Origin of the sequence: Pedobacter cryoconitis (genome assembly GCF_014207135.1) — a bacterium.
GTDB lineage: Bacteria > Bacteroidota > Bacteroidia > Sphingobacteriales > Sphingobacteriaceae > Pedobacter > Pedobacter cryoconitis_D.
In genome coordinates, this window is the sequence record NZ_JACHCC010000003.1 from 167,559 (window position 1) to 193,696 (window position 26,138).

At 40.2% G+C, this 26,138-nt stretch carries 35 protein-coding genes; 4 read left to right on the forward strand and 31 right to left on the reverse strand.

The window, feature by feature from the left end; all coding sequences use genetic code 11:
• Positions 1–37 precede the first annotated feature (37 nt).
• The 21 genes from HDF25_RS06110 to HDF25_RS06210 form a co-directional block, all read right to left on the reverse strand.
• On the reverse strand, positions 38–2,167 hold the full coding sequence (locus HDF25_RS06110; RefSeq protein WP_184623838.1) for a hypothetical protein: 2,130 nt from the start codon (positions 2,165–2,167) through the stop codon (positions 38–40).
• A 229-nt stretch (positions 2,168–2,396) separates the two neighbouring features.
• The gene (locus tag HDF25_RS06115) at positions 2,397–3,248 is read right to left on the reverse strand and encodes a hypothetical protein (RefSeq protein ID WP_184623840.1); all 852 of its coding nucleotides are present in this window, start codon (positions 3,246–3,248) and stop codon (positions 2,397–2,399) included.
• 176 nt (positions 3,249–3,424) lie between these two features.
• Positions 3,425–3,970 (reverse strand): hypothetical protein, encoded by a 546-nt coding sequence (locus HDF25_RS06120; RefSeq protein WP_184623842.1) that lies wholly within the window; start codon positions 3,968–3,970, stop codon positions 3,425–3,427.
• Positions 3,971–3,972: 2 nt separating this feature from the next.
• Positions 3,973–4,830: a hypothetical protein gene (locus HDF25_RS06125; protein ID WP_184623844.1), complete on the reverse strand. Its 858-nt coding sequence runs from the start codon at positions 4,828–4,830 to the stop codon at positions 3,973–3,975.
• Positions 4,827–5,294, reverse strand: a complete 468-nt coding sequence (locus tag HDF25_RS06130) for a hypothetical protein (protein ID WP_184623846.1) — start codon at positions 5,292–5,294, stop codon at positions 4,827–4,829. Before HDF25_RS06130 ends, HDF25_RS06125 begins: the two co-directional genes overlap by 4 nt.
• Positions 5,284–6,123, reverse strand: coding sequence for a nucleotidyltransferase (locus tag HDF25_RS06135; protein WP_184623848.1), 840 nt, complete (start codon positions 6,121–6,123; stop codon positions 5,284–5,286). The genes HDF25_RS06130 and HDF25_RS06135 overlap by 11 nt, the downstream gene beginning before the upstream one ends.
• 2 nt (positions 6,124–6,125) lie before the next feature.
• Positions 6,126–6,416 carry a hypothetical protein gene (locus HDF25_RS06140; RefSeq protein ID WP_184623850.1) on the reverse strand — a complete coding sequence of 97 codons (291 nt, stop codon included), beginning with the start codon at positions 6,414–6,416 and terminating at the stop codon, positions 6,126–6,128.
• A complete protein-coding gene (locus tag HDF25_RS06145; RefSeq protein WP_184623852.1) occupies positions 6,403–6,690 on the reverse strand; it encodes a hypothetical protein in 288 nt (95 codons plus the stop codon). The genes HDF25_RS06140 and HDF25_RS06145 overlap by 14 nt, the downstream gene beginning before the upstream one ends.
• Positions 6,691–6,692: 2 nt before the next feature.
• Positions 6,693–6,911 (reverse strand): hypothetical protein, encoded by a 219-nt coding sequence (locus HDF25_RS06150; RefSeq protein ID WP_184623854.1) that lies wholly within the window; start codon positions 6,909–6,911, stop codon positions 6,693–6,695.
• Positions 6,908–7,381 (reverse strand): hypothetical protein, encoded by a 474-nt coding sequence (locus HDF25_RS06155; protein ID WP_184623856.1) that lies wholly within the window; start codon positions 7,379–7,381, stop codon positions 6,908–6,910. Before HDF25_RS06155 ends, HDF25_RS06150 begins: the two co-directional genes overlap by 4 nt.
• 3 nt (positions 7,382–7,384) lie before the next feature.
• Positions 7,385–8,392 (reverse strand): hypothetical protein, encoded by a 1,008-nt coding sequence (locus HDF25_RS06160; protein WP_184623858.1) that lies wholly within the window; start codon positions 8,390–8,392, stop codon positions 7,385–7,387.
• Positions 8,373–8,981 (reverse strand): DUF6046 domain-containing protein, encoded by a 609-nt coding sequence (locus HDF25_RS06165; RefSeq protein WP_184623859.1) that lies wholly within the window; start codon positions 8,979–8,981, stop codon positions 8,373–8,375. Before HDF25_RS06165 ends, HDF25_RS06160 begins: the two co-directional genes overlap by 20 nt.
• A 1-nt stretch (position 8,982) precedes the next feature.
• Positions 8,983–10,863, reverse strand: a complete 1,881-nt coding sequence (locus tag HDF25_RS06170) for a hypothetical protein (protein WP_184623860.1) — start codon at positions 10,861–10,863, stop codon at positions 8,983–8,985.
• Between the two features lie 99 nt (positions 10,864–10,962).
• On the reverse strand, positions 10,963–11,217 hold the full coding sequence (locus HDF25_RS06175) for a hypothetical protein (protein WP_184623861.1): 255 nt from the start codon (positions 11,215–11,217) through the stop codon (positions 10,963–10,965).
• Positions 11,166–11,492 (reverse strand): hypothetical protein, encoded by a 327-nt coding sequence (locus HDF25_RS06180; RefSeq protein WP_184623862.1) that lies wholly within the window; start codon positions 11,490–11,492, stop codon positions 11,166–11,168. Before HDF25_RS06180 ends, HDF25_RS06175 begins: the two co-directional genes overlap by 52 nt.
• A 2-nt stretch (positions 11,493–11,494) precedes the next feature.
• Entirely contained in the window at positions 11,495–11,929 is a 435-nt protein-coding gene (locus tag HDF25_RS06185; RefSeq protein WP_184623863.1) for a hypothetical protein, read from the reverse strand.
• Between the two features lie 7 nt (positions 11,930–11,936).
• On the reverse strand, positions 11,937–13,103 hold the full coding sequence (locus tag HDF25_RS06190; protein ID WP_184623864.1) for a DUF2586 family protein: 1,167 nt from the start codon (positions 13,101–13,103) through the stop codon (positions 11,937–11,939).
• A complete protein-coding gene (locus HDF25_RS06195) occupies positions 13,104–13,298 on the reverse strand; it encodes a hypothetical protein (protein WP_184623865.1) in 195 nt (64 codons plus the stop codon). It lies immediately after the preceding gene.
• 20 nt (positions 13,299–13,318) lie between these two features.
• Positions 13,319–14,035: a hypothetical protein gene (locus HDF25_RS06200; protein ID WP_184623866.1), complete on the reverse strand. Its 717-nt coding sequence runs from the start codon at positions 14,033–14,035 to the stop codon at positions 13,319–13,321.
• 19 nt (positions 14,036–14,054) lie between these two features.
• A complete protein-coding gene (locus HDF25_RS06205) occupies positions 14,055–14,357 on the reverse strand; it encodes a hypothetical protein (RefSeq protein WP_184623867.1) in 303 nt (100 codons plus the stop codon).
• A 14-nt stretch (positions 14,358–14,371) separates the two neighbouring features.
• The gene (locus tag HDF25_RS06210; protein ID WP_184623868.1) at positions 14,372–14,911 is read right to left on the reverse strand and encodes a TIGR02594 family protein; all 540 of its coding nucleotides are present in this window, start codon (positions 14,909–14,911) and stop codon (positions 14,372–14,374) included.
• A 433-nt stretch (positions 14,912–15,344) separates the two neighbouring features.
• Here HDF25_RS06210 and HDF25_RS06215 point away from each other — a divergent pair, with 433 nt between their 5' ends.
• On the forward strand, positions 15,345–15,638 hold the full coding sequence (locus tag HDF25_RS06215) for a hypothetical protein (protein ID WP_184623869.1): 294 nt from the start codon (positions 15,345–15,347) through the stop codon (positions 15,636–15,638).
• Between the two features lie 70 nt (positions 15,639–15,708).
• On the opposite strand, the gene HDF25_RS06220 is transcribed toward HDF25_RS06215, so the two are convergent.
• From HDF25_RS06220 to HDF25_RS06255, 8 genes are all read right to left on the reverse strand, one after another.
• Positions 15,709–15,888 carry a hypothetical protein gene (locus HDF25_RS06220; protein ID WP_184623870.1) on the reverse strand — a complete coding sequence of 60 codons (180 nt, stop codon included), beginning with the start codon at positions 15,886–15,888 and terminating at the stop codon, positions 15,709–15,711.
• Positions 15,889–16,124: 236 nt separating this feature from the next.
• Entirely contained in the window at positions 16,125–16,766 is a 642-nt protein-coding gene (locus HDF25_RS06225) for a DUF3164 family protein (protein ID WP_184623871.1), read from the reverse strand.
• A gap of 10 nt (positions 16,767–16,776) precedes the next feature.
• Complete coding sequence (locus HDF25_RS06230; RefSeq protein WP_184623872.1) at positions 16,777–16,989, reverse strand: hypothetical protein; 213 nt, start codon at positions 16,987–16,989, stop codon at positions 16,777–16,779.
• 3 nt (positions 16,990–16,992) lie between these two features.
• Positions 16,993–17,331 (reverse strand): helix-turn-helix domain-containing protein, encoded by a 339-nt coding sequence (locus tag HDF25_RS06235; RefSeq protein WP_184623873.1) that lies wholly within the window; start codon positions 17,329–17,331, stop codon positions 16,993–16,995.
• Between the two features lie 18 nt (positions 17,332–17,349).
• Entirely contained in the window at positions 17,350–17,985 is a 636-nt protein-coding gene (locus tag HDF25_RS06240) for an ATP-binding protein (RefSeq protein WP_184623874.1), read from the reverse strand.
• Between the two features lies 1 nt (position 17,986).
• Positions 17,987–18,832, reverse strand: coding sequence for an AAA family ATPase (locus tag HDF25_RS06245; RefSeq protein WP_184623875.1), 846 nt, complete (start codon positions 18,830–18,832; stop codon positions 17,987–17,989).
• Between the two features lie 19 nt (positions 18,833–18,851).
• A complete protein-coding gene (locus HDF25_RS06250) occupies positions 18,852–20,828 on the reverse strand; it encodes an integrase catalytic domain-containing protein (RefSeq protein ID WP_184623876.1) in 1,977 nt (658 codons plus the stop codon).
• Between the two features lie 21 nt (positions 20,829–20,849).
• The gene (locus HDF25_RS06255) at positions 20,850–21,053 is read right to left on the reverse strand and encodes a hypothetical protein (protein ID WP_184623877.1); all 204 of its coding nucleotides are present in this window, start codon (positions 21,051–21,053) and stop codon (positions 20,850–20,852) included.
• Between the two features lie 73 nt (positions 21,054–21,126).
• Here HDF25_RS06255 and HDF25_RS06260 point away from each other — a divergent pair, with 73 nt between their 5' ends.
• The 3 genes from HDF25_RS06260 to HDF25_RS06270 all read left to right on the forward strand — a co-directional run bounded on the left by HDF25_RS06260 (position 21,127) and on the right by HDF25_RS06270 (position 23,591).
• Positions 21,127–21,819 (forward strand): S24 family peptidase, encoded by a 693-nt coding sequence (locus HDF25_RS06260; RefSeq protein ID WP_184623878.1) that lies wholly within the window; start codon positions 21,127–21,129, stop codon positions 21,817–21,819.
• Positions 21,820–22,260: 441 nt separating this feature from the next.
• On the forward strand, positions 22,261–22,752 hold the full coding sequence (gene msrA / locus HDF25_RS06265) for a peptide-methionine (S)-S-oxide reductase MsrA (protein ID WP_184623879.1): 492 nt from the start codon (positions 22,261–22,263) through the stop codon (positions 22,750–22,752).
• 293 nt (positions 22,753–23,045) lie between these two features.
• Complete coding sequence (locus HDF25_RS06270) at positions 23,046–23,591, forward strand: hypothetical protein (RefSeq protein WP_184623880.1); 546 nt, start codon at positions 23,046–23,048, stop codon at positions 23,589–23,591.
• Here the strand turns inward: HDF25_RS06270 and HDF25_RS06275 are convergent.
• Complete coding sequence (locus tag HDF25_RS06275; RefSeq protein WP_184623881.1) at positions 23,577–25,268, reverse strand: hypothetical protein; 1,692 nt, start codon at positions 25,266–25,268, stop codon at positions 23,577–23,579. The two genes, HDF25_RS06270 and HDF25_RS06275, sit on opposite strands and share 15 nt — an antisense overlap.
• Before the next feature lie 47 nt (positions 25,269–25,315).
• Complete coding sequence (locus HDF25_RS06280) at positions 25,316–26,089, reverse strand: ABC transporter ATP-binding protein (protein ID WP_184623882.1); 774 nt, start codon at positions 26,087–26,089, stop codon at positions 25,316–25,318.
• Positions 26,090–26,138: the final 49 nt, after the last annotated feature.

A 26,138-nucleotide genomic window follows, 5' to 3' on the forward strand; every position in this document is an offset into this window, starting at 1 on the left:
AAACAAAATTGATTTTTTGGACATCTGGATTAAAGGCTTATTCTGGTATGATAATAGCCCATCCTTTTTGGAGTAAAGCAACTTTGGCTGCATTGGAAACAGATGTTCTATTGACCATTTCTAGCTCTGATCCATTCCAGTTTTGATTGTTGGTAATTTCAATTCTGCCATTATATCTGCCAGCCTTATCTAATTCAATTAACAAACGATCCAGTTCTGATGATGCGACATTTGAATAGGCCAGTTTTATATTGGTCGTATCTGATAAATTTTCTGGAATTGTTGAGAATTTTGCCCACCACTGAAAAAGAGTATCGTTATAGTTGTCCGAAAGAGAGCCCAAGAAAGTAATTTCAAAATATTGAATCTTTGCTTCTGGGTGTAAAGAAATTTGCCTTAAGTACGTGTTGCCGTTAACTGTAGGAATGAAAGAAGGATTATATGTTATGTAAGATCTGATTTCGATTAAGTCTTTGAGAGCAGTACAATCCAAAAGGCCTTTGTTTACTTCAATGATGTTATACTGTGCGAAATATAGATATTGCAGGTTTTTAAATGAATTAATGAAGTCCTTATTGATCTCGAAATTGGAAAATTTAGGTGTAACAAGAAGATAATATATTTCGAACCCAATTTTCATTTTCTTAACTCCTAGTGGGTTGAGAATGTATTTTATTATCTTTGTTCCACTTTGTTCGCCCAGGTACCAATTGGTTACGCCTCTTCCTATATATTCTGAAACCTTTGTTTCCGTATTATCTTTATTAAGATGGAATATCTGAACTATAACATCTTGAGCTATATCTTGATGCCATTCAGATATTTGAAAGAATTTATCATTCGGTAAGGAATAATTAGCAGGACAACCATATAATCTGCAATACTCAATGGTTTGTTTATCTGATAAGTCGATATCTCCAATATCAATGATTACAGGGCCGACAGGAGGAGGGATAGTAATCACATTATAAGGTGATCCTTTTGAAATATATAAGGTATTTGCATCTTTTTCTGTTGCAGGTAAAGCAGCGTACTCATCAGTTGTGACCTGTCTGATTGTTTTAATCAGGTTTGTAGGGTTTCCGCCTGTTGGTACCGAAGAGCGTACTAATACATTCCAGCGGATACCATCCGAGTAATAAATACATTTATCTCTTGAAACGTATAAGAAGCTTCCTTCTCCAGGCACTAATTCAGGAAGATCATTTACAGAATTTACGCTCAATAACCTATTTCTTACCCCCCTTTCAGTACTCCAAAGTGTTCCATTTTCGTCTCTTTCTATAGCGCCGTCTTGTAAATCCGGAGTTAATATTCCTGCGCGCAGGGTAATACCAGAGCTAAAGGACCAGCGGACTGTTATAATCTGTGACTGTGATTTGATCCAGGTCCACCAGTTAAACAATTTTAACCTGCTTATTACTTTATTGTCTTCTGTTACAACATCACTGATTTGTGTCTCAGGATCACTGGCAATTGCAGTGTCCTGCAGTTTGTTGAGTTTTGCCAATAAAGGATCGGTAAAGGCATTTGTATCTGGATTACTTTCATAAGCTGCTTTAATCTGACTGGCAGACATAGCAGCATTCAATAAATCGGGGTCACTGATTTTAAGATAGGTCGCGTTTGTTCCTTTTGTTGTTGCTTTGTATAACGCCCAGCGTCCATCCCCATCATCGATAACAAATAGGTTCATCGGTAATGTTGTGATATTAAATGCATCTCTGGCTGCTATATTGGCAACGGTTATTTCTTTGAAACTATCAGCAATTTTCTCGTAAAGCTTCATGAAAGTATCACCATCTTCCGGGACACCTGCCTTTAAAGCAGCATCGTAATTTTCTAACGCTATCGTTATATCCTCTCTGTTTGCCTTGATATTCAATAGCTGTTGTAAGCCATCAATCTGACTGATCGGATGGGTATGATTTAAATCTGCTTTCGAGGAGAAAAGATTGTGATGTGCATTTCCATCGGTCAGATGACCAGTAAAAGCTTCCTGATCGGCTTTCTCCTGAAAACGGTTATCCAGATTTTCTATGGCTGAAGAGGGGATAGTCTGGTCTTTATGCCAGAAACTATCCCAGGTATCCCAGAATTGCTGTTGAGTAGGTTTTAATCCCGTTTTGAACCAGGCTTTAATAGTATTTAAAGATTGTTTTGCCATAATTATAATTTCGTGGTGTAAGCATATGTAAGGAAATGGGGAATTGTATTAAAAGGCCGATTGTTACCCTCTGTAAATAATGTTCAATCAGATGAGATTCAGCATCCTTAATGAGTAGGTTTTTGTGTTATCTGCTGCACGAAGATTTTGCCTTACATCGTTGATTACTGGTGTGCTTTTGCATTATTTTTTGTCCTGAGAAAATAATCAGAAATCGGCGACGGTTATTTTAATATTTTCCTATTATTATCCAAGTTGTACCAGTTGACTGAATAGTTACCGCCCCATTGGCATTATTAAAACTATATGTTGAAAGTCCGTCAATTAATTCAGAGTCATAAGGTTCAATAATCGTGTTATACACACTATCGCTATTCGTTCTTTTAATAACAAAAATGCGTCCTGTAAGAGTGGAGGCCTGCGGTAAACCAACGGCTGTAACATTATTTGCAGCATTAGTCAACGTCGTATAATAATTTGCACTTACATAAGGATTTGGAACGTTATTGTGATTTAATATAGGTAACTGAACTCCGTTTGCGCTAATAGCATTTGCACACCGAAAATCAGTCGCATACAACAGAGCACGAACGTATGTAGTATTGGTAAAAGTGGAATTGCTAAAGGTGTTAGTCCCATAAAAAGTATTGCTACTAAACCAAGTATTGGCTGTTTGCAGATCTCCTTTATTACTTAAAGCAGTGTTAACTGCTGTAGCACTTGGAGCGACCGTAGTGCTTGGCGTTAAGTTGTTTTGTACTTTTGCATTAATGGCTGCGGCTTGTGCTGTACTTACAGGCTTGTTGGAATCATTTGTGTTATCTACATTATCTAAATTTAGATCACCACTATTTAGCAATACTGCCCCAAGCTTACCATTGACAGAAATTACACCACTTTTAAATTCGGACTGAGGGAAACGACGAACTGTCCCATCTGATCCCAGAACCATTAAACTATCATTTTTACTTCCCAGAGGAACATTTTTAATTTTCACCTGCCCAGGGAATGTTTGTGTTTGTGCATGGCAAATTGTTGTTGTCAGGGCAAAAAACAGGGCCAATATTAATCTAATTTTCATCTGTTGTAATTGTTAGTTTTTTGAAACTTGTTAATTGGTTCCTGTTTCCTCCGTGGAATCTGGCTGTAATAAATTTCTTTAGAGCCAGCTTAAGGCTTTGCGGATACAAGAACCCGGGTTCATTAACGAGTTCTGTTAATTGTTCATTTGTATATGACATAATATTTGTTTTTAGTCTACAATTCAATTTGTTCGAGTATGGTATAACTGGCCTCACTACTGAGTTCTCCACCACTGTATTTGGCAGTCACCATTTTGCCCGGACTTATAAAACCCCTAACCCAGTCATTTACCTGTAGCTGGTCTTCAATATTCCCCTGGGCTTTGAATATCTGAAAGGAACCAAATGAAATCTGGCCACTTGTTACTGCCGAGATTGTATTATCTGCACTTATTTGAATTCCAGTCCCTTGCTTAAGTAGATCCTGCTTACTAAATAGTTTTTCAGTAAGCTGGCTGATATCACCAATCTGATGCTGATGGTTCCGATCAGCTTTAGCTGAAAAAAGTTGTTTATGCGCATTTTCATCGGTCAGGTGACCAGTAAAAGCTTCCTGATCAGCCTTCTCCTGGAAACGGTTATCCAGGTTTTCAATAGCGGAGGAGGGGATAGTCTGGTCTTTGTGCCAGAAACTGTCCCAGGTATCCCAGAATTGCAGCTGTGATGGCTTTAAACCAGTTTTGAACCAGTTTTTAATGGTGTTTATGGATTGTTTAGACATGATTAAAGTTTAATAATATAAGCCATTGCGAAATATGGAGGCATATTATTGTGTGGCTGATCTCCACCTCTGTCATCAGTTAAATTGTTACTATAATCACCATCTTTATCTCCCCATATCCTGGAAACAGCTAGCCCGCCTCTGCCAGCTAAACCGTCTCCTTTACCCATAGGGGAGGATGGGCCATGTCGGTGTTTAGGCATTTCGTCCTGGGTTAACCTGTGATCTTTTTCACCACCCAGCTGACCTACATAATAAGAACTGCCGGCGCCAAGTACAAAGCGGTCTCTCAGGTCTGGTCTTCCGGACTGTCCGTCACATAAGGCAAAACCTGACGGGATTGTCGTAATTGAGCCACTCCAGATCAGGATGCACCCCGCGGGTAATTTAGTCTCGACTTTATCATTCAATAGCTTTACTGCCCTGGAAGTCGCTAATGTGTTTTCATCGTCCAGATCAATGGCGGAGCTGCTCTGATTGGGCAGGTTTCTGAACAGGGAAAGCGGTTTTAATCTCATCAGAGAAGAAAATGGAATGGCAGCTGTTCCAGTACCGAAAGTGACGTAACGGGTGAAAAATACATCTCTGGTTTGTCCGTTCTCAAACGATCTGGTCTGCTTGTCTTCACGGATAATTAAATTACTTTGTGATAAGCCACCACGGAATGCTATTACCTCGCCATTAATGACAACATAGCCATCAGATACCGAACTGCCAGATACTGTACAGCCGGAAAGAATGTAGTTATCACCAGCCAGGGCTGCGAGTCCCTGCAGGCTCTTATAAGTCTCCTGCATGAAGTTTAAAGTGTCGGTTTCTAGTGGAAACCCGCCGGTTTGTTGAAAATCTATATTGTTCATATGGTTTCTATTGTATATCGTTTACTTGCTAGTTTGTAAAAATCAACCAATGCGATTAACTGGTAATGATTGGTTTGGGTATTGAGTTCGGATGGGATCATGACCTTAAAATCGGTGCCTGTATCGGCGAAACTGGTGCTGGGCTGTAAGTATAAGCTGCCCAGGTAATGAGGCTGGTTTTCGGCCATTGTATAGAGATAAGTCCGTTTAAACCGGTTACCGTCATCGATGAAAATCCTTCTTAGTTCTGCATCAAACAGGTCGTTAAGAACTTTTCTCAGATAACAAACCTGTCCGTTATGATCTAGTTTATAGAGGTTGTCTTCCCGCTTGATATACCAAAGCTGATATAGCATGGAGATAGGGGTAACCAACGCCTGGATATAACCTGTGATAAGATTTTTCCTGAGGAAAGTTGGCAGTAATAAGACTGCAAGCTTTTTGAAATCTATTTTATACCACATAACTTAATCCGTTAAAGTCTACGATTTCGAAATATCCTGAAACTGGTATCTGGCGGACATTAATTTCTTGTGGTGTACCATAATTTTGTGTATTTGCATCAATCCAGCTGCTTTGTGCACTGTCAACATGAGGGATCTCTACGCCCGGGATCAATTGCAGCTTATCTACCAGATGAGCCAGAATCAGTTCTCCGTTAAAGGGCATTTCTTTTAAATATTGCTTTATTGCTTCTTCTACAGGTTTGCCTCCCAAGGCAATACTACTTCCATCGGCATCCAGTAATAGGGGATCGCGGTAAATCCGCATCTTTAAATAAAGCTTGTCTGGTAAAAAGTTGATTACGGAGGTTCGTACTCCAGCATCCCTGATCTCTGCCAGGTAGCTTTCGAAACTTCCTTTTTGTGCAGCAGTAATTGGTTTTAAACTTCCGGCAATTTCAGTGGCGATTTTTACAATCAGGCGGCTGTCTGCTTCTGCTTCAGTTACTGCAGCATATTTAATAATTTTACTATTTTCAATTAAATCTGCAGGCATACCGGTATTGTTATAATAATCAGTATCCTTAACCAGTGGAGAACCATATTGAAAAGCCAGTGTTTTTTCTCGGTACCAACGTGCGGTATGTGGTTTTAATAACGATATTTTGGTATCTGTTTCTGCTTTGTGAAGGTCAAACAGTTTTTCGAGTGTGTAGATGGCATAAGCAATAACAAATGTTATCAACCGCCAGATGGCTACACTACTTGTACTGTTGAGTACATCCAATTCGGAATTGGTCTCTTTTGCCCGAATAATTTCTGCTTGTATTTGTTCTATGTCTCTTGCCATAATTAGCTTACTATAAAATCGTAACTGATTGCCCAATAGTCTATACCCTCGGGTCTGTTAATTGTTCCTTCTCCGGTCTTGCTGAATCCGGTAGAGGGGATGTTTTTCATGCTGATCAATACCAGCCTGTCGGGGTTGTAATCTGGCAGGGAAATCAGCGTGCCAGCCTGCAGATCCTCCGTATGACTGGAGTTATTAAATACAGCCAGGTCAATAGCATAAATGGCAGTACCATATACATGTACAGAAATATCCCACCAGGTCTGCTGTTCGTAAATTTTATACTGTTTCATATGCTCCGTTTAGATTTACTCCATCTTCATTGATATCCAGTTCTTTGACTGAAAATCCGTCAGCCTCAAGCTGTACACGGATGTCACGGTATAAAGAGCGGTCTATAGCTCCGTTTTGCGCCCTGCTGATATCGATTCCTACCTGCGGAGCTTCTTTCCATTCTCCCTGTTTGCTTTTTAAAATCAACTCTACCTGCTGGGCATCAGATTCTTCAACATAGAAGTCACCTCTGACGATTAATGCATCATCATCTTTAATTAGAATGTCTTTCATTTTTATTCTATTGTCATGTTTATAGTTCCTGTTACAGGGCCGTTAGGACTGACCAAACCGCTGATGTAATTCAACTTTAGCGACTTGATCTCGGTAATCACGGCCTGAGCTATGGCATCTGAAATTCTGTCTAAAGAGGTATTTGCATCTTGTTCTTCGCTTTGCTCAGCCTTGATGGCGTCTTTAATTTTCTGCTTTAATCTTTGCTGGTTTAAACTCATTTTAAAAAGCTTTTAAATCGGTTTTCAATAGAGGTGAACTGGGCTTCGTTGATTAATTTGATGGTTGGTCCCATATTGGTTGTGAAAGTCATTGCTTTAATGGCCGCAAATAAATCAAGCATCAGCTTTTTTAAGGTTTCCTGTTCCTTTTGAAGCAGGAAACCTTCTGGGGTCATTTCAAACCTGGTTTTTTCGACTTGAAAGCTGGCAGCGGTGATCTCACCTGTATTGGCTATAACAGCTGTCTCCTTGTTGATAAAAACCACGGCAACCAGGCTGTCTTTTTTAGGAAGAAGAAGAAAACCTCCGTGATCACTATCAGCCTGCAGATAAACTCCGAAAATCTCTGCACCGCCATCTATTGGCTTTACATCACAGGTCATTTCCTGATCGTCAACTGCAATTACCTGGCAGATTTTAGTATATATTTCGTCACCGGTCTGTGCAAGTGCCTGTATTAATTCTTTCATAGATTACGCTCCTGTTTTATTCATATTAATCTGTGGGCCCAATTCGATTTTTTGACGATAGCCGCTGATCCCGAATTTGACCTCATTCTTTTTAATCAGGTAGGTGCCTGCCGGGCCATCTGTGGGGTAGATCTCAATCATATCACAAGGATTGACCAGGGGCTCTCCAAAAGCCTCGAAACTGCCTTTCAATCCGTCTTCTTTATAAGTATCCAGAGATTGCTGTGCATACTTGGTCAGATCTTCCTCCTCCAGTCCGTCAATCCTCAGTTTAATAATGTCTTTTCCATCTTTATCACCTAACTCGACTCGTATTTCTTTGTGTTTCTTATTGAAGGAGACTGCAACAACTTTTGCTTTTACATTTGACCTGTCACGATATTCGAAGCTTTCTGTAATAATGGTTTTTCCCGATGCAAACCTTACCTTGCTGCGGTTGTCAAGAGGATACTTCAAACCTGCATAGAGAATGTTTTCTCCGTTAATTTTGCGGAAGTAAATATTCAGTTTACATTTTTCCTTTATTTCCTGCAGTTCTTCAGAAATAGTGTTCTTGGATACGCGGTAATCACCAATCTTTAATGTGTCATCGACGAGCTGAAAATTAATACCTGTATCTTTCATGATATGGTTCATGACTTCTTTGAGCAGGGCTGATTTGAAGCCTTTTTCAATAGGTTTTTGCTGTTTAAGCTGAAACATGTCATCTTCACAGGTTAATTTTACAGGATTTTTAGTGTCGATATTTTTGATGATCCCCGAAAAACGTAGCTTCAGGTCATCATCATAACCTAACCTGATACTGATTTTATCCCCTCTTTTGATAGGTAATCCACTGTAGGTATCTTTGTTGATCTGCCATTTGATTTTTTTGGGAAGCTCTATTTCGCAGGTGTCGGTTAAATTACTCACATCACTTACGATAGTACAATTCACCAGTGAATTAAATTCCCAGCTCAATTTTTCTCCTGTAATCTGAGTGATGGTGATTTTACTGCACAGTCTTAACATCTTGCTTTTCTTTTAATAGGATTTCATAAGTAGTATCAGATAACATGGTAATTGAAATACTCTGACGGTTACTGTGTGTTTCCTGGGTCAGCGAAAATTTTTGAATGACTGCCGAGTTGATTCCGAAGTAGGCTAAAAAATCACTGGTTACGGTGAGGGACTCTTTAATTTTCAGAAATTTATTTAGCCTTTTTATCTGGTCTGTAGGATATGCTTTAGAAGCGGCACTTAAATCACCTTCTTTGTAGTTAGTGATTCCGGCTGCGATACCAATAGTATAATCTCCCTGTGCTACATACTCCTTGATGGTCCCATCCCTGCCTTGTAAAGCTGTAGAAATGATGTTTTTCTCCAGGTTGACAGTGATGATACATTCTTCGAAAACGAAACTGCCAATTTCGGCATCATGGTGTTTCAATTCCAGGGAAGTAATCCAGGAAGTACCTGTTAATTCTTCTACTGATTTGAAGTCGGGCTTATCCTGGTCTTTGACTCTGAAAGGTTTGGCCTGACTGAAACGAAATAGCAGGTTTTGTGCAGTACCCACTGCGAGTTGTTGTGTATTGGGTAATTGAATAGGGCTCTCCATTTTATTGTGCTTTTACAAGTGAGAAATCTGCTACAGCGGTAAGTAGGGCTTCTTTAACCAGGGTGGTTATAGTTTCTTTACTCATGGTTGTACCATTTTGATTATAGATATTCAGGTTTTCGACAAGTTTGGTAATGTTCAGATTTCCTACGTTTTGAGTCGAGTTTGTTGTTTTACCCGATGTCTGTGTATTCATCACTTGTGTCGCAGCAACACCACCAATAGGACTCAACGCGGGCATTCCCGGTGTTTTTGGAAGTGCAAAACCTGTAGCCAGAGGCATATCTTTAGTGCCGGTTTTCTTTCCTTCACCTTTCTTTTCCTCCTCTTTTTTCCTTTGATCGCTATCAAAGCTTTCACCTCCTTTTTTACTGCCTTCCTGGGCTGCAACTTTGAGATCTTTCATCCCGTCAGTTGTGAAAATCTTGTTCCAGATTTCTTTGATTGGTTTGATCAGATTCATGACTTTATTCATGATCCGGTCAAATAAATCGGTAATCCAGTCCCAGATTCCACTGAACGCATTTCGGATTGGATCGATAAGTACCTCTTTGATCCAGCCTGCGAAAGAACTGAAAGTGCCTATGATCCAGTTCCAGACACCACTGGCGAAACCTAGAATACTGCCGAATACATTGCTGATTAAATCCCAGATGCCACTAAAGAATGATGTGAATATTCCCCAAAGCCACTGAATGCCATCACTAATAGTGGTCCATACACTCACAATCACATCTCTGACTATATTGAATGTACCGATGAAAAAATCACCGATAGCTTGTCCGATGGGTAGGAGTACGGAGTTCCATAACCACTGTAATCCATTACCAATTGCATTCCATACAACCTTGACAGTTTCCCAGATTTGGATGAATACACTGCTGTATAATTCCCAGATAAATCCAATGATGGGTTTAAGTGCGAATTCCCATAACCTGGAAACAAATAGGCCGATATTGTAAAAGACTGCTTTGGCAACCTCCCAGATGCTGAATAGAATCTCTCTGAAACGTCTGGAGTTATCCCACAATAATTTGACTGCAACAACAACGGCGACAATAGCGGCAATAATCCATCCAATACCTGGAATACTCATTATAGCTGTCCCAACTCCGGTTAAGGCCGGAATAATGTTCTTTATCCCTGAACCTATGGTGCTGATTACTCCACCTAATCCATTCATGCCTTTTCCGACATTATCTACAAGTCCGCCCAGGGTACCCATACCTTTGTGTATAGTCTCCATAACTTCTCCAACGCCACCCAGGTTCTCGCCAATACTGGTCATAGAACCACCGACGTTACCCACCACACGACCTATTGTTCCTGCTACGCCACCCATGCCTTCCATTGATGTGCCCAGGCGACCCATCAGGTCACCCACGTCACCCATGGTACTACCCAGATTGGTAGAGAGTTCGCCCATACTGCCGGATACCTGACCCATAGTGCCCATGACATTGCCTACATTGCTGGTTACTGTACCCATTTTATTTACAAAAAGGCCCAGGCGGTCAACTGAATTACCGACATAACCGGTAATGCCCTGACTTTGTGCTGCAATCTGGTTTACCCTGAAGCGCATGTCTGCAGTACCATCTGCTTTTAACGGCCCGGATTGAATCCTGGTTGCAGACAATATATCTTTTCCAGCTTTCATAGCATCGGAAAAGCTTTTGCCAAGAGTTTTAAATGAATCTGAAGCGGTGTTCAGGTTAGTGGTGAGTTTTGTTAAGGAGAAAGAATCCTGGAAATCGACCATAGCTTTAGTCGTTTTCTGAATTGTCTGTTCAATCGTATTCAGACCCTTTTTTATATTCTCAAAAACAGGGTCGCCATTGGTAGTGAAGTTAATAGGAAAGATTATGCCGCCGTCTGCCATGTTGGAATATTGTTTTGTTTATTTTGATATGATAATTGTTTTGTATTCAGGGTTATAGCTGATGTGAAAGCCGGGGTAAAGGCTTTGAGACGAATACCCCTAGGCTCCAAACATCACTTTAAATAATTCTGCCTGATTTTCGAGCCGCCAGCGCTCCAGCCATTGTGCCTGGGCATGTAATTTTGCCCATTCACTTAACTGGAGCCTTTCCGGATCGACACTGAAATTTGAGCGGATTAGTGCATCGCCCTGCCACCTTCCGGTGTCTGTTTTGCTATGTTCAGGCCCGCCATTAAGCGAGCCTACAAGTTTTTTACGGTAACATTGAAAGAGTTCATGTGCTGCGCCAGGCATTCTACTGCTTTTAACTTTAAGAAGTCGCGCTGACTTAACTCAGGATCTGAAGCAACTACGCAATTGTCAAACAAGGAAATTGTACCTTTAATGGCGTTCTTCTCACCAACTGCACCTGTAGCTTCCAGCGTCTTGAAATCTGGTTCTTTGAATACTGCCTGGTAGGTTGTTCCAGCCTGCTGTACTTCTCCTAAGATTAAGAAACCGTGTTTTTCTTTCAATTGCAGGATCTGAGCATCAGTAAGGCCGCAGATCAGTTTTTCATTGTTTTCCATAATTAGATGCTCTTGTTTACGATGTGTGAAAGGATTAATTCTAACTCGACTTCTTTGCTCATATCGCCTTCTTTCCAGTCAAACGCGTTCTTTTTGAATTCGCAGTTTTTTAAGACATGCGTAACCAATGGCCCTGCCTCTGGCTGATAGTTTACGGTAATGCTGAATGGTGAGATACCATGCAACTGACCTTTGGGTGCCTTCGCTTTTAAAGCGAAAACAGTTCCTGCCAGGAGGGTGATAGAGGCTGTGGTTGAAACCCGGCCATAACCACGGCTTACTGGATTTCTGCCTGCGCCATAGATGTTTTCTTTTTCCATGACTTCCTCATACTTGATGGCTCTGATACCTGTTAACGGTACTGCGTCAATATTGACAACGATATCTGCCCATCCGTATTCTCTACCGTTAATTAATGGCTCTAATGTGATTCCCATTTTTATTTTACTTTTGAAGTGTTAAACCAATTTTTACTGTTATTTCTCTTAAGGTGCCTACTGGAACCAGTTTTAATACGACCTCTAGATTTGAAGTCTTCAGGATTTGTTGTGCAGGATTGATATATACCTTATAACCACTAACTTCACCATCTCTGACCATCTGGTCTAAAGCCTCATCACAGATAGATTCTAATGCTGATGCAGTTGTGGCTTGTATCATTCCGGTATCAGGATCAACATATGCCGGGCCCGAAACCTTAGGTAAAAGGACTCTGTTAACTTCTCTGATCGCCTTATCAATGGTTCTGTTATTCTCGATAAAGGCAAAATCACTGGTTAGTGGTTCTGCGGCGAAACTATCGTTTAAGTAAGAACCTGTAATCCCGGTATATTTAGTACCGAACAGGTAACCTTTATCATGAATTGAATCCAGTTGTGAAGGAGTATAATCTTCGATTTTTGACCCATCTGCGAAACCAAGGATATCTAATTCTCTGGCTACTTCTTTGTTATCGGTTTCTGCCTTAGGATAGGCTGTAGATACCAGGTTTTGTTTTTCAACCCAGGCGATTGATTCCTGTACTTTTGCTTTAGATACACAACCTAATACAGCTCCGATACAAGAAACCGAAGGGTTTGTCTGAGCTAAGAATTTACCTTTCCCGCCAGCATCCTGACCCAGTACTACACTGACGCGATCCGCATTAAACAGATGCAGGTTTGGCAATGCCGGAATGTCAATTGCCTTTATGCCTACAGAAAGTAACAAACTCAAAGGAATGTTTCTTTTGCCCAGGTCCAGCGCAATTTGCTGTAATGTTGCGACCGAAGCTGTTAGGGTATTTGCACCTGATTCGAAATCGCAAACAGCTAATTGTCTGATATTGCCTTCGGCAAAATTTTGTAAGTTTTTAACCTCTGTAAATTTGCCGTCTGTATTTAATACACCCTGGATGTATAATTTGGCACCTTCATTGATTCTGAAAAACTCCTGTACATGATAAAAAAGTACTGGATTGGAAGCGGATATTGCATCTGCTTCTTTTACGCTCAGAACTAATTTTTTCTCTACATCCGGTTCGCCGTAGACGATAAGTCCGCTAATGTGGTCGTTGCCTGAAAGCTGTCTCGCAAGCCCGCCGTTTTCTCTGATGAATTTTACACCGTTCATTTAGTTGTTCTTTATTGTTTTTTGAATTGTTTTGTTTTTTAATCCCTGAGCATGATTTTGGGCAAATTTTTCCAGGTAGAACTGGTTGCCGTCACTGGTTTGGTAATAGACATCCAGTTTAGGATGAAGAGCGAATAGCTCCTCCGATGTCTCTTCTACCTTGTCGGCAGGAGTTCCTTTGTTTCGTTTTGCCATGTTGACTGTTTAATTATTGTTTAAAATTCTATGAAGTTGTAAGACAAGCCAAGGCCCAGTGCAGGTGAAAACTGTCCCTTTGAGAAATTATAGTAATAGCCGGCGGTTAAACTCAATCCCAGACGCGAAGGTTTAGGTGAGGCAATGCTTAATGACTGCATTCCGTTAATGGAAATCCTTTTGTCCGGACTCAGGATATCGGTGTACTGTACATAAGGAGAAAACCAGTTCTTGCGTTTCTTATAGTCCTGACGTAATAATTTGATCTGGTAGCTGATGTCAAATGTGCCACCAAGCGTATCAGGATTGAAACTGGCTGTTAAATAGTCATCATGATAGACATAGTGTTTGTTCTGGAGGCTATCAATGATACGTGTGGCTCTTAGGGCAGTAGTTTTTAATTCTGCATTCACCAAAGACGCCTGTTGCAGTTTTTTTGTTTTATCCAGATTATCCAGCCTTAAACTGTCCAGTACTGACTGGCTGACTGGTAATTTACTAATGTCGCCGTCACCTATAATAGCAGCTCTTCTTTCCATAGTGACAACTGCATAACCCTTTTGGTCAACTGCTCTGGCTAATACTTTGGCCGCAGTTTTAGCTTCATCAATCAATGCGAGTGGTTTAATTTCAATGGCTGGTTTCGGTAGGTCTACCTGTTTCCATAGTCTGAAACCAAGCCAGGCGATCAGGATGACTGCTATGGTTAATGCCAGTTGTAAGCCGTTTATCTTCATTTTTTTATTAATTGATGGTTTATCTGTTTTTATACCTGCTGATAGCAGTACTGTCTACCTTCTTTTGTATCTGGAGGTTAGCTGATCTTTCTATTAAATAGGCATTGAAAACCTCATCTTTTTCTTTCCGCTCTGCTTTGACCATGTTTTCAAGCTGTTCAATCTTTTTTGAGCAATCTTCCTTTGCTGTATTGGCATCAAATCGCTCGGTCATAATTACGCTCACCAATACCAGCGTAATTACATATAGTGCATAAGCAAATGGTGTTTGGGCAATCTCTGTTAAAGAGATTTTTTCCAGACTTTCTTGTATATTTTCCAAGGGCTTTGTGATTTTTAAACTTCATTTTCTGAGAATGTTCCGGTAGTTGTAAGTCTTATTTTTTTTACAGTTTCCGGTCTGTTTTTAAAGGCCAGTCTCCGGCAGGCTACCAGTCTGGCCTTGTCTATCCATGCCAGGCCAACTGCATTACTCTGGTTGCCTCCGTATACCAGGAAGGCCTGATCGTTTTCACCACAGTAAAAGCCAACATGACCGCCTCCGGGACGTTTGAATACCAGGATGTCATTGAATGCTTCTTTTCCAGGATTAATGCCGACTCCCCAATTAGACCATTCCAGGGCAGCCAGTAGTTTACTACCTACGGTTTGATATCCCGCCCGCTGAACACAGATTCCAACAAACAGGCCACACCAGGGAATATCATCATTGGTGTACCAGCCCGAAACACCTACTTCTTTAGCCCATTTTAAGATGTCCGGATTACTATCTTTTCCAGGGATCTCGAGCAGACCGTAATGTTTGCGGGCCTCCATCCATATCAGTGGAGATTTGAAACTGTCAAGCCAGTTGAATTTTTGTGGTAATGCTTTCATATCTCTTTTTTATCTTTTCCATTTGAACAGGGTAGGGTTAAGCGGGCGGCACGAAGCCTTCCCGCCATTTTGAACCTGTTTAATTAACCCTATTTACCGGAGGCTGTCAGCAGCTCCCCTTAATCTCGAAGTACTTTATTTTAATGACAGATGATGGCACCAAAACATTGTTCAGAATGCACAGATGTTTTGAATTCATTCGCATTTTGCAGATGAATTTTTAGGTCGGTAAACCTTTGCAGAATTTGTGCGGCATCTGTTATTTTGTCGTACTTATAAGGACAAAGGTGAAGCATTTTTTGAGGCTAAAAAAATCGGGAATCAGTCATTGTTTTTGTTGTAACAATTTTTGTATCAAATAGATACAGTCATTGATCGACGTTTTTTTTTAACCTTATTTTTCGTTGAGATTTGAGCTTATAAACTATTTGATATGAAGGATTTGATCTTAAAAAACAACGAAAAAAAACAGGCAAATAACACAGTTAGAGCTTCAGTTTTAAAGCAGGTGAAAAGGGAGGCAGCAGATAAGCCTTTACAGGTCGCTGAAAAGGAAACAGGAAGCTCCGTTCCGGAGGTCTATGATTTACTCGAAGCAGAGGATATTGCAGGATCACTGACTGAAGCCAGACGCTATTTTGAAAGTGATCGTGCCAGGGTGAAAGAATCTCGTTTTACAGAAGAAAATACACTGATGGAAGAGGGATTCGAAGATTGGTTCTTTTAAAAAAAGAAAGCCTGTTTTGCAACATAGGAGGGATGCTGTAAAACAGGCTTGTCATGGAGACTGGTTGATATCAGGAAGCGTAATTGCCTTCACCTTTTAATATCGCCCTGACTGTACGCGGACTGATATAAAATTTGGTCGCTGTTTTTTCCTCCAGCGCATCCAGGCGCCATTCAGGTTTTTGCTTTGCAAGCTCTTCAAAATACATTTTAACAGCTTGATTTCTGGGTTTGAATTGTTGTTTTGCCATCTCTACAAAAGTACATCAGACAGGGGGCTGAAGGATGGAAAAGTTATTCAACAAAAAAGCCCCAGGTTGATGGAGCTTTTTGGTGAAACAGAGAATTTAATTGGCTTTTAAGGCAGATAAAATGCATTTTGAATATTTTTTGAATTCATTTATTCAATTATTTTATTTCATATTTCTGGTTTTAAAGGTCGGTTTCTAGTGTATTTCTACTTTTTCACTCATTAAAAGAATAAAATTTAAAGGCTGGAAAAGTTCAATTCCAGCCGGTCCCATTTTCCAGCTTCATTCTTCACCTTAAAATCGTAAGCAAAACCTTTCAGGGTAATGCTGTAACTCTCTCTTAAGAGATGTAAGCCTTCTGTCCAGCGGATATCATCAAATTTGTTTTCGTGCTGCATCAAACTGAAGACTTTGGCATATTCGAGGTCTCCGTTCTGATTACGCTCCAGGAAACTCAGCAGGATTTCAAATAGTTTTACATCACGTTTTTTAACTGCATCTCCAAGAAAATCTTTGATGAGCCCTATGGCTTTACCAGCTCGCTCATCCCATACCGGATCGGTATCCCTTCTCCTGGTAATTCGTTTATCTCCGGCTTTAGAGGTTAAACTGAAACCACCTTTGCTGGTTGCCGGGATTAAACCATAACTGGCTGTTTTTTGTGCCTGTTTGGCCATTATCTGATGAACTTTTGTCTTAAAGCGCTGAATCACGGACTGTATAACGAGTGCTTCATTGATTAAGTCTGTAATGTCAGTGTCGCGCTCTGTTTCGTAATGAACCCTGGCTCTGGCTCGTACCGCTGCATCCTGCTTTTTACGTGCAGCAAGTAGGGTTTCTAACTGATGAATACTTAAGTCTGTGGTGTGTATTGCCATTATTTCCATCTTATTTCCTTTTAGTGATTCTTAAATGTTGTGTGTCATATACAAAAAATTGCTCCTGCGTATCAAAACGTTTAATCTTAAGGCCTGGGCCTGCTGTTGTTTCTTCGCCTCCGGTAACCTCACCAATAGCCAGGAAATGAGGGTGATGTTCATTGATTATCTTTACTTCGCTTCCTGCGTAATAAGCAATCATTTTATCCAGTTTAGTATGCATAGTTCAGGTGTTAATAATTACTAGTTCAGGCAGTTCTTTTTTTACTTTTTCTATTTTTCTCAGAAATGCGCGGTCGCGGCTTTCTGTGAGTTCCTTGAAGGTTTCCAGACCATAATGTACAGTCGTGAAATTTCGTCCGCCTATCAGTGGACCTATTTGTTTGAGGGTTAAAAGCGCGTGATATTTTAACAGGTAAAAGATGATGAACCTGGCCTCCGAATATTCCCGGTTACGGTTTTTACTGATTACATTACGCGGTTTTACTTCCAGTGCTTTGCAAACCGATTGGATGATGATAGGAATGGGGCGGGTGTCTGTTTTAAAGTCTCTTTGTGTTTTCATGATATTATGTTATGGTTGTCAGGTTAATTTTAATGCTGCATTTCTAACCCCTTTTTCCCAGATTGTGAAAGGATGATTTCCTCCGAAGCGGCTTCTTACCTGACCGGTAAAGCTTTTCACAAGGATTTTGATGTCAGCATCGTAACGGATTTCATCTGCTACTGCCCCTTTTGGTAAATCGCCTTTGGCATGGCTGATAAAGACAAAGAGCACTTTTGGGAATTGATTACGCAAACTGATATATTGATTAACTGTAATCCTGAAGTACTGGAGACTATCAATAATGACGATCTTTGGACTTCTTTTCCTTGACAGTCTGGCACAGAGTTCTTCATAACCTTCTGTTTCAAAACCAAACTTAGAACCTACGGCCTCCATATGGTTGTCTTCCAGTGCCTGACGGAAACTTAAGCGGCTTCTTTCTTCAAGCGTATTGTAAAACACTTTGCCAAAGCGGCACAGATATTTGGCTAACTGAAGGGCAAAGCGGGTTTTCCCATTACCGCTATCACCCCATATGAGCCAGGTGCCATTGGTTTCGGGGATGCCGAAACTATCTTTAAATTCTGCTTCAAAAGCAAATGTTTTGAAGCGCTGATTCCTCAGATCGGTCAGGTTTTTAGCTTTTTTTATAATGATTTCGTTTGTGTTCATATCAGGCCATTCGTTTACGGATTAAAAAATATTTATCTATTTCGCGTCTGATTTTTCTTAAATCACCTTCACAGAGATGAAAGGAATGGTTGATGAAATCCTGGTCATCGACACCATTAGCCAGGCAAATCATGGCGACATCTTTTTCTGCTACATCATCGAGGTAGATAAAAGTCTTTCCTATACGGGAGTAGAATTCCTTGTAACCTGTTTTATCAAACTGACAACCCCGCAGGATTCGTTTTTTTAATGCAGGAACACCTGAAACGAGGAAACCACAATACCGGTCCAGATCATTATAGAAATCCATAAATAAATCCAGTGCGGCATCATTCAGTTTGTCTAGCTGATCAATGATTACCAGTGGCTTGTGAAGGCTTCTTAAGTGAGTAATGAAACGCTCAACAAGTTCATCCACAGCTCCTTTATCTTCCAGCCCTGAGGCCTTGCACAGGCTTTTCAGGTAAATTTTTCGGGTCCAATAGCTTTTACACTCCAGGTACACGACATTATCCATGCTACGTTCATAGTATTTGTAGCTATGACTTTTTCCGGCACCTGCGTTGTGAGATATAGCCACGCTGATACTTTGTTCCTGTGCATTTTTCATCAGGTTCTGAAGCATCTTAAAGTTTTTGGTGTCAGCAGTGTTCCATCCAAAGTCGATACGAAGATTAACCTGCAGTTTACGCCACATATCATCGGCGATCATTTCCCATTTGTGGTTGATGATCTGGCTAATGGTTCCCGGAGAGATCCCCAGTCTTTTAGCTACTTTGTATTGACTAGCCTTTTTACAGATTTCGTTCAATTCTGCTGCAATACTTTGTTTTTGTTCATTTTTCATAGGTATGGGTTTTCTGATCTTACATTCTGAGTAAAACTTCATCTTCTTCGGCATCAACTTTTTGCTGCTGTTTTTTGGGCATGCTGCCTTTGAATTTTATATTGAGCTCCTGTGATTCAATGAATGCGGAAGGGCTGTAACCTGATCTGGCTATTAATGCTTCGAACGCAGTTTTATCACGCTTGTACTCGATATCTCTGACCGCATAATCCCTGGCCCAGCTCATTTTGTCATCTGCCTGCATCAGTACCGGGATATCTATATGTTTTCGTTTGGGTTCTGCAAAGGCAACAAATACTTTTTCCTGATGAGCATTAAGCTCACAGAGCTGGATATATACGTCCATTGCATCCGGATCATAACGCACGATGAATTTTTTACCAACGTATTTGCGACGGAATTCTATGTCTATATTGCCATCTCCATCGTATACTTCATATTGATACTGGGTATGGCTAAGCCATAAGGTTAGTCCTTCTTTTTTATAAGTAATAGGTTTCTGGCTTTCTGTTACCCATAGATGTTGCATAATCTCCTGCAGGGATAGCTGTTCTCTCAGTGACATTGGATGCTGGTACATCTCGTCACGGCTTTCTTCGAAATGCGGGTGTTTTCCTGAGTTCCATTGGTTTACTGCCATCTCCCAGGCCGGGGAGAGCTCTTCTTTACTTTTTAAATGATGTTTGTGAGCGGTGATAAAATCTGTATTTGGTTGATGATCTTCTTTTTTTACCCGGATTCCCTGCCCGTCTGAGAACCAGAATTTAGTGATCACCTGCTGCTGAAAACGATTGAACAGTTGTTCAGCAGGGTTGTTCTTTGCACCAGCACGGTGTGCATGATGGCATCCTCCTTTGAGCGCTACCAGGTCGTTATAGAATTCCTGCATCCGGGTCATTTTATGCCCACTCTGGTTGTCATACGTTAATAAATATGGCCGGCATTCAGCTTGTTTAACAGCCATTTTAATAGCTTTGAAGTGATCAGTATGATCCTCTGTCTCACTCAGGCTCCATCCAATGATCTTTTCTGAGTACACATCAAAAAGAACATTTATTCTGAGTTTAGAAGCCATTTTATGACCAGTAGTATGGTCAAAATGAATCCAGTCTAGTTTAGTTCCGTCAATTGCCCAGTAAACATTAGGGAACCAGTTTGATTTATCACGACTGAGGGTATGCTGGAATTTATTTTGCCAGGCTTGTTTTCCATGACGGGCAAGTGTCCATATCCTTTCTTGTTCGGGTTCGTAAAGCCAGTGATAAAGGCCACTCTCAGCAAGTTCAGGCCAGTTTTGTTCCAGACGACGGAGATTATATTTAGCCAGTACCATGGGAATGGTCAATTTTATAGGTAAAGCATAGTGGGATAAGATAAAATCTGCCACTTCCCCACGGATCTTTGCTGTATTCTGATTGCCTTCACCTTTATGGATGAATATTCCGTAACCCTCTTTTAAGTAATTTTCGTATTTTTCTTTCAGGCGTTTTGCTGCTCCTGGAAGGGTATGGTTCCACTTGTTTGTATCCAGTTTGTTTACGGCCTCACTGATATTCTGCCAGATCCTGGTTTTGCGTTTTCCAAACATTTTTCCGGTCATTCCACGATCTTCAAATACGAGTTGAACAGCATTTAAAATCCAGCAGTTGATAGATTTCTGTCTTTGTTTCGGTTCTGCTAAAGGTCTGCCTTCTGGTGTCCGGTGATTGCTGAAAAAAGCAGAAGCCTTGCTATCGGGAATTATAAAAGGCTCTAGTAGATTAATGACCACAGTTTCTTCGGGCCGGCCAATTTTGTCCAGACAAACAGATTTGATTTCATGCGGCAAATCAGCATAACTTAAAAAGGCTTCATTTCCCAGGCCTTTTCCCTGCTGTGTTCTGATCAGTTGTTTTCTGTCACACTTTTTTTTATAAGTATCATAAGACATGAGACTCCAGTCCTGATAAAGTAACCTGGCAGGTATCGAAAGGATGTTGTTTTTGTACTGATACATGGTTTTTTGTGGGTGATTTGTTTACTGATTGAGTGCGTGTGTTAAGGTTTCTTTCAATTTGTGATCGATTGCTTTATATTCGTTCATAATCTTGTCTGAGAACAGGCTTTTCCGGTCTCCGCAAAGACACATACGCACATACCGGATTGTTATTCCATGTTTTAATGCCAGCTCATTTATAACCTGATGATTGTATTTGTTCCTTTTTTCTTTACTTTTGTTCATTGTGGCAGTTGTTCGTTTAGGTGGAACAAATATGCACACGTATCGTGTTCAAATGCAAATAAATATTCACAAAATGAAGATAAATTCTGATAAGTCATTCATCCTTAGTCAAATAAAATCTCACTATAATTTTAAAAATGATGCTGATTTCGCCAGATATCTGGAAATAAAGCCAAATACTTTGTCCAACTGGCATAGCCGTAACACAATGGATTATGAATTGATAGTCACAAAATGTGTTGATATTGATGCCAACTGGTTACTAACTGGCCAGGGGGATATGCTGAAAAGGGAAGGACAGGAAGTTACAGTTAGAAAATTACATACAGATCGTTTAATGGATACACAAAATATCCCGCTTTACGATGTGCAGGCAAGTGCTGGTGTAATTGAGCTTTTTGGACAAAACAGACTGAAGCAAATTCCAATAGATTATATCAGAATTCCAAAGCTGCCTAAATGTGATGGAGCTTTGTATATTACAGGTGACAGTATGTATCCGTTGCTTAAATCTGGTGATATTGTGATGTATAAAGAAATCAAAGATATTGCTCATAATATCATCTGGGGAGAGATGTATCTTACTTATCTGGAATACAATGGGGATGAGTTCTTTTTTACAAAGTATCTTCAGAAATCTGAAAAGGAGGGGTATGTGCGGTTTGTTTCCCAAAATCAGCACCATCAGCCTATTGAATTTCCACTCCATGCGATTAAATCATTGGCTATGGTCAAGGCATCAATCAGAATAAATTCACAGTTGTAGAGGTTGTTTTGGTTTAATAGTCTGTCTATTAGTTGTTTGTGTTTGTTTTGATGCCATTTCGTACTGTCTTTACGCCTGTGTTATAAGTGTTTTTTCGGTATTTAAAGCAGGTAATTGAGCTGTTTTGGTGGGGTTTAACGGGATGTTTTTTTTAGTTTTTTGTCTCTCTAATAGTCTCCCTTTGTGGTACTTTAAACATGAAAAATGAGAGTCTTGTTGAATGGTGATCAGATCTCTGAACTATTGCAGGACATTTTGTTTGTTTGCTCTGAAGTATTGAAAGTAATTCAAGCCATTGAATGATAATGATTTATTGTGTTTTTGTGAATCACTGGAATTGAACATTTCGTTTTGGGGTTTATAATAGCTAAGGATTATGATTACTGACCCTTGTCATTTACGCTGTAGCGTCGTACCTTCATCATTTAAACGGAGAGATATATGAATACAGAAAAAGCCATTCTTGCCGGCGGTTGCTTTTGGGGAGTAGAGGAACTTATCCGCCATCAGCATGGTGTAATTTCAACGATTGTTGGATATACAGGAGGGGATGTTCCTCATGCTACATACCGGAATCATGGAACACATGCCGAAGCCATTGAAATCACATTTGATCCTGCAAAATTAGCATATCGTACATTACTCGAGTATTTTTTTCAGATTCACGACCCAACTACACGGAACAGGCAGGGGAACGATATAGGTACTTCTTATCGCTCTGCCATCTTCTTTATGGATGAAACACAACGTGAAACCGCAGAGAAATTAATTGAGGAAATGAATGCTTCTGGTAAGTGGCCAGGGAAGGTTATTACAGAAGTAGTTCCTACAGCTGATTTCTGGAATGCAGAGGAAGAACACAGGGATTATCTGCAGAAACATCCATATGGATATACCTGCCACTTCGAAAGACCAGACTGGAAGTTAGACTAGTTTTACTGGTTATTGTAAACTTATCGTAGTAAAGGACAAATGTAGTTCTAGTCGCTTTTTGTTCTATGTTGAGACGGGTTTGAGCTGGGTTTGAAGTGGGGTTGAACTGCCTATACCTAGATCAACCCCACTTCAACCCCAGTTCAAACCCGCTAGAACAGAGATTAGAAACTAAACTTGCTTATAACCTGTCCTATATGGATAGCTTTTAGGCGTTAATTACAAATTACAGACTATTAATAGCTTAACTGGCATGAAAGTGGTACAGCACCTGATGAATTTAACCATTTGGTATGGCGTTGATAAAACTAAAGAAGCTAAGTCTGAAAAAAATTGGACTGGACATTAGAGAAGGGTTTAAAGAGCTTTCGAAAGGTGGGTTCCGGCAGATCTTTAACCAGATTGATCAGTTGGGAATCAAGAAAGGTGTAGATAGTATGGGGATTGATAAATTCATCAATCAGTGTGCTTTAATGGCTGCAGGTTCGGGGATAATTACTGGCGTAGGAGGAATAAGTACAATGGCAATAGGTGTACCCCTGGACCTTGCCAATCTGATCACCCAGCAATTCAGGGTTACACTAGCTATTTCTTATTATAATACTGGCAGATACCAGATCCGCTTTGACGATTTTTTCAAAATTGTGGCCTCCTCTTTGAAGGCCGATACGGGGATGGTCGTTTCCAAAAATGTGATGGAAGAAGTTGCTGAAAAAGTCCTGCTAAATCTGGGTTCAAGAACTGCAGAACGCTTAATCCCCGTATTCGGTGCTGTAATTGGTGGTACAGTTAATTATTTGTTTATTAAACGTGTTGCAGACAACTTAAAAATCGTCTGATAACTCAATGTTCTCCCAGGTCTGTTTTTTATAATGTCTGAACATAATCCAGTTAATCAATAGTGCAGGAAGAATGGCAATCCATATTACTAATTCCCATTTCATTAAAAAATAATGTCCAAATCCCAATCCGGCTATCAGTATAAGGATCATCATTGAGGTTAGCATTTTACCACCTCCTTGTTTAGTAATTACAGGTTTTGAGAAGGGCAGACCTTTTACCATAAACAACGCCATTAAAATGCCATATATAAGACTTACAAGAAAAGCGAGGATAATATCATTTATCGCCTGTGGCCCCCATATCAGCACGATCCCAATGCTTAAAACTAAACAGTATGGAAAAAAGTAAAGTGTCACAATCGCTTTATACATACCAGACAGTATTTTTCCTGGTTCACCAATTGGCAATGCGTAATAAACCCAAGCCGATTTATACTTTTCTGACATAGATACATTCATCAGGATTGCAGACATGATGATGGTGCTCAGATAGATGATAAATACGTAGGTATGACCACTCTGAAGTTTGTCCCATTTATCGGCCATGTTGTTGCCCTTAGCGTTCAGTGCAAAATATAAAAAATAGATAGGTACATAAGCAAAGGCCGGATATACTTTCATTTTAAACTCACGCGTACGGGCTGCCAGTTTCCAGGTTATCCTGAATCCTGCATTCTCTACCGGATCAGCTGCAACCAGGTTCGAAATTTTATCTGTTAAACTAAATTTACCTTCTTTTTTTACCTGATTTGGCGTAGAAGAATTACCATCCGAAGTTGCAATTATTGCCAGTCTCCTATTGAAACCCGGGGCAAGTACTTTGGCCATAAACCATAGACCGGCTACTGGTAAAGTTATTCCAATAATAGCTAGCAGTCCGGTTAAAGGGGTTGAACGGGACGAATGGATAAGCAGTTCGTTTAATGCTGCAATCCATACCGGAGGCAACAGATAGGCCCACCAATGGCTTAGCAGATTGACTTTATCCAGAAAAGACGCGCCAATAAGTCTGGGAAAGAGATAATAGGCGGCGAATATCAGCACCGAAAACCCGATCTGGAAATAACTGATAATGTCTTTAAACCGTTGTGGGCTCACGGATTTCATCATTAACAGGTAAATTATATTAACGATAAAAATGGTCAGGAATGTAGCTTCCAGTAGTTGTATCAGTAAAATTGGAATGGCGAATATCCCATCTACAAATCCGACGATGACTAATGCAGGGAGACCCTGAAGTAAAGCCAGTCTTAAAACATAAATGCTAATATGTAAGATGCGGGACATCGCTATTGTACGGTCATTAACAGGTCGGGGCAGGAGGATAAACTGATCTCGGGTATCAATCAGCACTGTAGTGAAATCTGAAATTAAGGTCAGGGCCATCATCACCATAAAGACAGTGAAATATAAAGCTTGTCCAATATAGGGTGTATCATTGATAAAGAGTAGGAATCCCATTAAAAGCCCCATCAATAAAGTGAAGAAATTCATCAGCCAGGGTGATTGCGTAGTGGCCTTTGCATTTCTGCGTGCGGTAAACAAGGCTTTAGGGCGGCGATCATCCATGATTAGTTTGATACGCAGAATTTCGTGTAGTTGTTCGGTATCTACACCTGTTTTTTCAAGGACAGGATAAAAGAAGGAAACGAAGCGTAAAAATATTTTATCCATAGAAAGAAACAGTAAAAGGATATTTGTCATGGCTTTTGGGTGTTATTTTATTCAAAAGCATGTATAATGGCATCGGTTTCAGTTGTGGAATCTTCCCTGCCGGTTAATTTTGAGAAAATACGCTCAAGGGTATCACTGTGATTCTGTTTCAGCGACTCAAATGTACCATCGGCAATGATTTCTCCTTTGTTGATCAGTAATATTCTGTCTGATACTTTTTCTACTACATCCATCATATGTGAACAGTAAAAGATAGTTTTTCCTTCTTTTGATAACCGAAGAATCAGTTCTTTGATCATGATCACGGCATTGGCATCCAGGCCGGATAAAGGTTCGTCAAGAATGATAATCTTGGGGTTATGAATGATACCGGATATAAGTAATACCTTTTGTTTCATTCCTTTGGAGAAGGTATCCATGCGATCATCTTTATTGGCCGCAAGTCCAAATGCTGCCAAAAGTTTTTTTGCCCTGTCCTGTAACATGGCTTCTTCCATGCCGTATAGTTTACCTATAAAATCAAGGTATTCCATAGGAGTGAGTACATCATAGATTTCTGCATTCTCAGGGACATAACCAATCAGTTTTTTGATTTCCTGCGGATTGTCTGCCATGCTCATGCCATCGATGATGACTTCGCCTTCGAAATCGGGGATCAGACCAGTAAGTATTTTTACCGTAGTAGATTTTCCGGCACCGTTAGGGCCGATATAACCGATTACCTGGCCTGGAAGTATATCAAGAGAAATGTTTTTTAAAACTAATTTGGAACCGTATGACTTAGAGAGGTTCCGGATTTGAATGAGCGGTGTTTCGGACATAAATTGTAGCTTACAATAGCGCTACAAGATATAAAATAATATGAGTTGT

What these genes read in the sequence shown, in the direction of transcription:
- HDF25_RS06235 (WP_184623873.1), bottom strand. Translation starts at nt 17,331, where the DNA reads ATGAAAACACAAAGAGACTTTAAAACAGACACCCGCCCCATTCCTATC.
- HDF25_RS06275 (WP_184623881.1), bottom strand. Translation starts at nt 25,268, where the DNA reads ATGGATAAAATATTTTTACGCTTCGTTTCCTTCTTTTATCCTGTCCTT.
- HDF25_RS06200 (WP_184623866.1), bottom strand. Translation starts at nt 14,035, where the DNA reads ATGAAGATAAACGGCTTACAACTGGCATTAACCATAGCAGTCATCCTG.
- HDF25_RS06215 (WP_184623869.1), top strand. Translation starts at nt 15,345, where the DNA reads ATGAAGGATTTGATCTTAAAAAACAACGAAAAAAAACAGGCAAATAAC.
- HDF25_RS06140 (WP_184623850.1), bottom strand. Translation starts at nt 6,416, where the DNA reads ATGAAACAGTATAAAATTTACGAACAGCAGACCTGGTGGGATATTTCT.
- HDF25_RS06220 (WP_184623870.1), bottom strand. Translation starts at nt 15,888, where the DNA reads ATGGCAAAACAACAATTCAAACCCAGAAATCAAGCTGTTAAAATGTAT.
- HDF25_RS06260 (WP_184623878.1), top strand. Translation starts at nt 21,127, where the DNA reads ATGAAGATAAATTCTGATAAGTCATTCATCCTTAGTCAAATAAAATCT.
- HDF25_RS06165 (WP_184623859.1), bottom strand. Translation starts at nt 8,981, where the DNA reads ATGGAGAGCCCTATTCAATTACCCAATACACAACAACTCGCAGTGGGT.
- HDF25_RS06150 (WP_184623854.1), bottom strand. Translation starts at nt 6,911, where the DNA reads ATGAGTTTAAACCAGCAAAGATTAAAGCAGAAAATTAAAGACGCCATC.
- HDF25_RS06250 (WP_184623876.1), bottom strand. Translation starts at nt 20,828, where the DNA reads ATGTATCAGTACAAAAACAACATCCTTTCGATACCTGCCAGGTTACTT.
- HDF25_RS06245 (WP_184623875.1), bottom strand. Translation starts at nt 18,832, where the DNA reads ATGAAAAATGAACAAAAACAAAGTATTGCAGCAGAATTGAACGAAATC.
- HDF25_RS06225 (WP_184623871.1), bottom strand. Translation starts at nt 16,766, where the DNA reads ATGGCAATACACACCACAGACTTAAGTATTCATCAGTTAGAAACCCTA.
- HDF25_RS06145 (WP_184623852.1), bottom strand. Translation starts at nt 6,690, where the DNA reads ATGAAAGACATTCTAATTAAAGATGATGATGCATTAATCGTCAGAGGT.
- HDF25_RS06230 (WP_184623872.1), bottom strand. Translation starts at nt 16,989, where the DNA reads ATGCATACTAAACTGGATAAAATGATTGCTTATTACGCAGGAAGCGAA.
- HDF25_RS06255 (WP_184623877.1), bottom strand. Translation starts at nt 21,053, where the DNA reads ATGAACAAAAGTAAAGAAAAAAGGAACAAATACAATCATCAGGTTATA.
- HDF25_RS06210 (WP_184623868.1), bottom strand. Translation starts at nt 14,911, where the DNA reads ATGAAAGCATTACCACAAAAATTCAACTGGCTTGACAGTTTCAAATCT.
- HDF25_RS06135 (WP_184623848.1), bottom strand. Translation starts at nt 6,123, where the DNA reads ATGGCAAGAGACATAGAACAAATACAAGCAGAAATTATTCGGGCAAAA.
- HDF25_RS06240 (WP_184623874.1), bottom strand. Translation starts at nt 17,985, where the DNA reads ATGAACACAAACGAAATCATTATAAAAAAAGCTAAAAACCTGACCGAT.
- HDF25_RS06195 (WP_184623865.1), bottom strand. Translation starts at nt 13,298, where the DNA reads ATGGCAAAACGAAACAAAGGAACTCCTGCCGACAAGGTAGAAGAGACA.
- HDF25_RS06160 (WP_184623858.1), bottom strand. Translation starts at nt 8,392, where the DNA reads ATGTTAAGACTGTGCAGTAAAATCACCATCACTCAGATTACAGGAGAA.
- HDF25_RS06175 (WP_184623861.1), bottom strand. Translation starts at nt 11,217, where the DNA reads ATGCCTGGCGCAGCACATGAACTCTTTCAATGTTACCGTAAAAAACTT.
- HDF25_RS06120 (WP_184623842.1), bottom strand. Translation starts at nt 3,970, where the DNA reads ATGTCTAAACAATCCATAAACACCATTAAAAACTGGTTCAAAACTGGT.
- HDF25_RS06190 (WP_184623864.1), bottom strand. Translation starts at nt 13,103, where the DNA reads ATGAACGGTGTAAAATTCATCAGAGAAAACGGCGGGCTTGCGAGACAG.
- HDF25_RS06170 (WP_184623860.1), bottom strand. Translation starts at nt 10,863, where the DNA reads ATGGCAGACGGCGGCATAATCTTTCCTATTAACTTCACTACCAATGGC.
- HDF25_RS06180 (WP_184623862.1), bottom strand. Translation starts at nt 11,492, where the DNA reads ATGGAAAACAATGAAAAACTGATCTGCGGCCTTACTGATGCTCAGATC.
- HDF25_RS06155 (WP_184623856.1), bottom strand. Translation starts at nt 7,381, where the DNA reads ATGAAAGAATTAATACAGGCACTTGCACAGACCGGTGACGAAATATAT.
- HDF25_RS06130 (WP_184623846.1), bottom strand. Translation starts at nt 5,294, where the DNA reads ATGTGGTATAAAATAGATTTCAAAAAGCTTGCAGTCTTATTACTGCCA.
- msrA (WP_184623879.1), top strand. Translation starts at nt 22,261, where the DNA reads ATGAATACAGAAAAAGCCATTCTTGCCGGCGGTTGCTTTTGGGGAGTA.
- HDF25_RS06185 (WP_184623863.1), bottom strand. Translation starts at nt 11,929, where the DNA reads ATGGGAATCACATTAGAGCCATTAATTAACGGTAGAGAATACGGATGG.
- HDF25_RS06125 (WP_184623844.1), bottom strand. Translation starts at nt 4,830, where the DNA reads ATGAACAATATAGATTTTCAACAAACCGGCGGGTTTCCACTAGAAACC.
- HDF25_RS06280 (WP_184623882.1), bottom strand. Translation starts at nt 26,089, where the DNA reads ATGTCCGAAACACCGCTCATTCAAATCCGGAACCTCTCTAAGTCATAC.
- HDF25_RS06115 (WP_184623840.1), bottom strand. Translation starts at nt 3,248, where the DNA reads ATGAAAATTAGATTAATATTGGCCCTGTTTTTTGCCCTGACAACAACA.
- HDF25_RS06110 (WP_184623838.1), bottom strand. Translation starts at nt 2,167, where the DNA reads ATGGCAAAACAATCTTTAAATACTATTAAAGCCTGGTTCAAAACGGGA.
- HDF25_RS06270 (WP_184623880.1), top strand. Translation starts at nt 23,046, where the DNA reads ATGGCGTTGATAAAACTAAAGAAGCTAAGTCTGAAAAAAATTGGACTG.